At 30.8% G+C, this 1,019-nt stretch carries 2 protein-coding genes; both read left to right on the top strand.

Features of this window, described 5'->3' with window-relative positions; translation table 11 throughout:
- Positions 1–104: restriction endonuclease subunit S (locus HT703_RS10450; RefSeq protein ID WP_172930072.1), on the top strand; the 104-nt coding region annotated here is incomplete at its 5' end.
- Between the two features lie 56 nt (positions 105–160).
- Complete coding sequence (gene psrA / locus HT703_RS10445; protein WP_023934726.1) at positions 161–958, top strand: tyrosine-type DNA invertase PsrA; 798 nt, start codon at positions 161–163, stop codon at positions 956–958.
- Positions 959–1,019 lie beyond the last annotated feature (61 nt).

Raw genomic sequence — 1,019 nt, 5'->3', positions numbered from 1 at the left:
ATAAAGTTGCTTCTATTCTAATCCCACTCCCACCCCTTCCTGAACAATCCAGAATCGTTGATAAAATCGAACAATTTTTCGCCCATATTGACGCACTAATTTAGTATAATAGTTTTACGTGCGGTGGAATTTCTATCAAACATAAGATAGGAGTTTTACGTTGAAAGAATTTGAATTACATTTGAAGAAAGCTGGTTTAGCTGAAAATACTGTGCGTTCGTACCTTTATGGTGTTCGATTTTTCTTGGAGAATTATGAACTCAAAATGGAAGATTTATTTGAATACAAGGGATATTTATTAGACAATTTTAAACCTAAAACTGTCAATTTGCGACTACAAGGAGTAAATAAATATCTGACTTTTATTGGTCATGATGATTTGAAATTAAAATTTGTCAAAGTACAGCAAAAACCGTTTTTAGAAGATGTCATTAGCCATGCTGATTACCTTTTTCTTAAACGTAGTTTGAAAAAAGATGGTATTTTAAAATGGCATTTTGTCGTTTGGTTTTTAGGTGCAACTGGGGCTCGTGTAAGTGAGCTTATTAAACTAAAAGTAGAGCATGTAGAAATCGGTTATTTTGACATTTACTCAAAAGGTGGTAAAATTCGTAGACTGTACATTCCTAAAAAATTAAGAAATAGTTGTCTTAGTTGGTTAGAATCAGAAAATCGCCGAAGTGGTTATTTATTTTTGAATAAATTTAATGAACCAATTACAGCAAGAGGAGTTGCTCAACAGTTAAAAAATTATGCTGATAAATACAAAATGAATCCTAAAGTAATTTACCCTCATTCTTTTAGACATTTATTTGCTAAGAATTTTTTATCGAAGTATAATGATATTGCCTTGCTTGCAGATTTGATGGGACACGAAAGTATAGAAACTACTCGAATTTATCTAAGGAAAACAGCTACTGAACAACAAAATATTGTAGATAAAATTGTTAATTGGTAAAAAAATAACAGGTGGTCAAATTGACCATCTGCTATTTTTTTGTGATTATGGCTCTTATTAT

Origin of the sequence: Streptococcus sp. 3874 (assembly GCF_013276425.1) — a bacterium.
GTDB lineage: Bacteria > Bacillota > Bacilli > Lactobacillales > Streptococcaceae > Streptococcus > Streptococcus pseudopneumoniae.
Note: the sequence above shows the minus strand (reverse complement) of the source record. Positions and strands in the feature narration are given on the sequence as shown.